Source organism: Rhizorhabdus sp., assembly GCF_018006725.1.
Taxonomy (GTDB): domain Bacteria; phylum Pseudomonadota; class Alphaproteobacteria; order Sphingomonadales; family Sphingomonadaceae; genus Rhizorhabdus.
In genome coordinates this window covers 1-3,865 of the sequence record NZ_JAGMXV010000358.1, presented here as the reverse complement: position 1 = coordinate 3,865, position 3,865 = coordinate 1, and the positions used below count along the sequence as shown (strand labels likewise).

General features: G+C 63.5%; 3 protein-coding genes and 1 pseudogene. 2 read left to right on the top strand and 2 right to left on the bottom strand.

The features are described 5' to 3' along the window. A pseudogene (locus tag KAY22_RS25920) lies at window positions 1-215 on the bottom strand (glycosyltransferase family 1 protein); the annotation flags it as partial. 69 nt (window positions 216-284) lie between these two features. Next, window positions 285-1,448, bottom strand: coding sequence for a glycosyltransferase family 1 protein (locus KAY22_RS25915; protein ID WP_296625980.1), 1,164 nt, complete (start codon window positions 1,446-1,448; stop codon window positions 285-287). An 88-nt stretch (window positions 1,449-1,536) separates the two neighbouring features. Between KAY22_RS25915 and KAY22_RS25910 the strand changes: the two genes are divergently transcribed. Both KAY22_RS25910 and KAY22_RS25905 read left to right on the top strand, forming a co-directional pair. Next, complete coding sequence (locus KAY22_RS25910; protein WP_296625979.1) at window positions 1,537-2,199, top strand: ABC transporter ATP-binding protein; 663 nt, start codon at window positions 1,537-1,539, stop codon at window positions 2,197-2,199. 277 nt (window positions 2,200-2,476) lie between these two features. Next, window positions 2,477-3,511 (top strand): polysaccharide biosynthesis/export family protein, encoded by a 1,035-nt coding sequence (locus tag KAY22_RS25905; RefSeq protein ID WP_296625978.1) that lies wholly within the window; start codon window positions 2,477-2,479, stop codon window positions 3,509-3,511. Window positions 3,512-3,865: the final 354 nt, after the last annotated feature.

The window sequence follows — 3,865 nt, the reverse complement described above, 5'->3', positions numbered from 1 at the left end:
CGCCTGGTCTCGGGAAGGCGCTCGCGGCCGATCCTGTCGTAAAAGAACAGTTCGCGGGTTTCGGTGCGCGTCCCGACGTCCACACCGAACACCCCCAGCGTGGAATGCCCCATCTCGCGGATCGTCTCGGTGAGGCCGAAACCATAAGTGGCGACGCCCGTGCCGCGCGGCAGAGCGAGATTATAGCCGTCAATTCCGATGCTGAGCCTGGTCATCCGCGTCCGTTCCGTCCGTCCTTGCCCGGCGACTAGACCGTCCTCGCTGCTTTTGCCAGCGGATGCCGGTCATGCGACTCCGAGCCGGCGGTGCAGCGCGTCGAGCCGGGCGGCAAAGGCATCCAGGGTGAAGTGTCGGGCCCGATCGAGGCCGGCCGAGCGGAGCTTGTCGAGCAAAGTCTCGCTTTCGAGCCGGGCGATCGCGGTGGCGAGATCCTCGACCGAGTGTGGATCGGCAAGCAGCGCAGCACCGCCCGCGACCTCTTCCGTAGCGCCTCCGCGCGAGGTGAGGACCGGCGTCCCCGCCTGCATCGCCTCGATGATCGGAAGGCCGAAGCCTTCGGCCAGTGTCGGGAAGAGCAAGGCGCGCGCCGAGGCGATCATCGCCAGCAGCACAGGCCGCTCGACATAGGGCATGCGGATGAGGCCCGGAACGCCTTCCAGCGCCGGTAGAATTTCACTCGCGCGCCACCCGTCGGGACCAGCGATCACCAGTGGATAGGGGACGCAGCTGCGGCGCCAGGCCTGAACGAGGCGGGCGAGGTTCTTGCGGGGCTCGACGCTGCCCACCGCCAGCAAGAATCGGCCCGCCTCCAGCCTCGGAGGCAGGGGGGCGTCAGGCTTTACCCTTTCTAGACCGGGCGGGCAGGCTGATACGCGATCCGACGGGCAGCCCAGGATGGCGACGATGTCGTCGCGCGCGGCGTCGGACACGGTGATAAGGTGGTCCGCCCGTGCGGCGATCGCGTCGAGCAGCGCGCGATGACGGAGTGCGTCGATCTGGCTGAGTTCCGGATGGAGCATCGGTATCGCGTCATGCACCGTGTAGACGTTGACCCAGCCATCCAGCCGGATCGGCAGGGGATAGGTCCAGTGTACGACGCCCGGGTCGCCGTTGGAGCGGAGCTCGAGAAGGGTGCCGTGCAGATCGAAATGGATCTGTGCGAGACGGAACAGATCGCGGCCCCAGAGGCGCCGGCCGGCCTCTGTCTGCCTTGCTTTCAGAATGCGTGGCCGATCGATTGCCGCATCGGCCCAGCGCAGCCATCGATCGGCTATGGGCGCGCGTCGCATCGGGCGGCCGCAGCTGGGATCGACAATCCGTTCGACGCGGCGCCCGAGGCGGTGCAGCGCGTCGTCGAGCGCCATGGCATAGGTCGCTACGCCGGTTCCGGGGCGGTCGAGCATGCGGCCGTCGATCGCGAAGCGTGGGTTTTGCGTTTGCGCAGCCATCGTCTATGTTCGATCGCATTGCAGGCAGGACGGTACTCGTCCAGCATTTTGTCGGTCCGCGTTGCGTGTTGAAGAGAAGGCCGTTGGAATGATCCGCTTCGACAATGTTTCGAAGACCTACCATATCCGGAAGTTCAGCAAGCAGGTGTTCAGCAATCTGAGCTTCGAGATCAAGCGGGGCGAGAGTATCGGAATCTGCGGCGCCAACGGCGCGGGCAAGTCGACGCTGATGCGGCTGATCGCCGGCGTCGACCAGCCTACCACCGGGCGCATCGAGCGAACCATGACGACCAGCTGGCCGATCGGATATGCCAGCGCGTTCCAGGCGAACATGACCGGCAGCGACAATGTCCGCTTCATTGCCCGCATCTATCGCCAGCCCGAGCAGCAGGTGCTCGATTATGTGGAGGATTTCGCCCAGCTCGGCGTCTATTTCCACCAGCCCGTGCTGACCTACTCCTCGGGCATGGTCAGCCGCCTGGCCTTCGGCATCTCGCTGGCGATCAATTTCGACTGCTATCTGATCGACGAGGTCACCAGCGCCGGCGACGAGCGTTTTCGGCAGAGGTCGCAGGAAGAGCTGATGAAGCGCCGCGAGGAGGGGACGCTGGTCATGGTTTCCCATGATCCGCATACGCTGCAGCAATATTGCGAGCGGGGGGCTGTGCTCTACGGTGGCAATCTGACTTTCTATGACAGCGTGGTCGAAGCCTGCGAAGTCCACCATGGTCTCCAGATGCGCGCGGCATGATGCTACGGCCGTCCGGTTCTTCCGCTGGTTGCACGGGCAGCATTTGCGCTTGACGGCCACGCCCGTCCGGCGCTTCTCCTCGCCCCCGATATTTCTCCCTTTTCACGACACAAGGTCTGCCATGCCCGCAAGCCCCTCTCTCCGCCTTCGCACGATCGGCTCGCTGTCGATCCTGGCGGTCCTGTTGTCCGGGTGCGCGACGCTCCCTTCGAGCGGTCCCACCGGAAGTCAGGTCATGCGCGGGGCAAAGGATCCCGAAGCCGAGCTGAAGTTCCAGGTGGTCGATCTCGATGGTGCGGCGTTCAAGCGATTGCTGGCGGTGCAGCCGGCCGGGCGTGGCGTGGGTCAGCTCGCGTCGCTGTCGCGGGAAGGGCGAGTGGACAGGATCGCGCCGGGCGATGCCTTGCAGGTCAATATCTATGAAGTGGGAATGACGCTGTTCGGTGCCAGCACGCAGAATCTGACCGGCGGCATCGGCGCACAGATGGGTGTTATCCAGGATGCCACCGATGCGAGCGTACGGTCGCAGCCACTGAACGTTGTGACCGTGGCGGCCGATGGTACGATTCGCCTCCCCTATATCGGCAGGCTTATGGTTGCCGGCGCGACACCCTATGACGTGCAGCGGATGATCGAGCAGGCGCTGCAAGGCAAGTCGCAGAGTCCGCAGGCGCTGGTGACGGTGGTGAACAGTCCCGGCAACAGCATCTATATACTGGGTGACGTCACCCGTACCGGCCGGATACCGCTGACGGCTGCGCGTGAGCGTCTGCTCGACGCGGTCGCCAGCGCGGGCGGCTCCAAGATGGCGGCGGCGGACACAGTGGTCCGCCTGAGTCGTGGAGGGCAGAGCGCCGAGATGCGTCTGGGCGACATCCGACCGGGTAGCAGCGATGATCTCACCCTGCTGCCGGGTGATCGGATCGAACTCGTCGTGGAGCCGCGCAGCTTCAGCGCCTTCGGTGCGACCAGCAAGGTGTCACAGGTCGCATTCGAATCGCCGAAACTTTCGCTGGCCGAGGCGCTCGCTCGCATCGGCGGTCCCAATGACGCGCAGGCGGATCCCAAAGCGGTGTTCCTCTTCCGCTATGATGCCGCGGCGATTGCGGCTGGTGAGCCGCCGATGATCTATCGGCTGAACCTGATGAGGCCCGAGAGCTATATCATCGCCCAGAATTTCCCGATGCAGGACAAGGACCTGATTTATATCGCGAATTCGGCCTCGAATCCGGTCAGCAAATTCGTCGCGATTCTCAATCAGCTGTTCGCGCCGCTGCTCACGGCGAGGATTCTCACCGACAACAACAACTGATTCGGACGGGGCCGGTCAAAGCCGGCCCTTATTTTTCGGGCTTTGCGGGCCAAGTGAGGCAGAAAAATAACGGCCTGATAAAAGTTGCTTGACGCTATGGGGTGGTTCGCATAGAAGCCCCTTCACCGGCGGCGGCGAGTTGGTTTTCCGGATCGCTTCCGCGCCTCATTATCGGATCGGTAGAACGATCTCCTCAGGGCTCAGGCTCTGGGAATAAAGAGGCTGTCCGGTTCTTTGACATTGTTGGAACAGATGAAGGGACATGTGGGCGGCGGCTCCATGATCTGGCGGCTTCAAGGCGCTGGTTTCATGGTTAAAAAGCTAAGTCGTTCCATGTCCTGAATATGCAACACA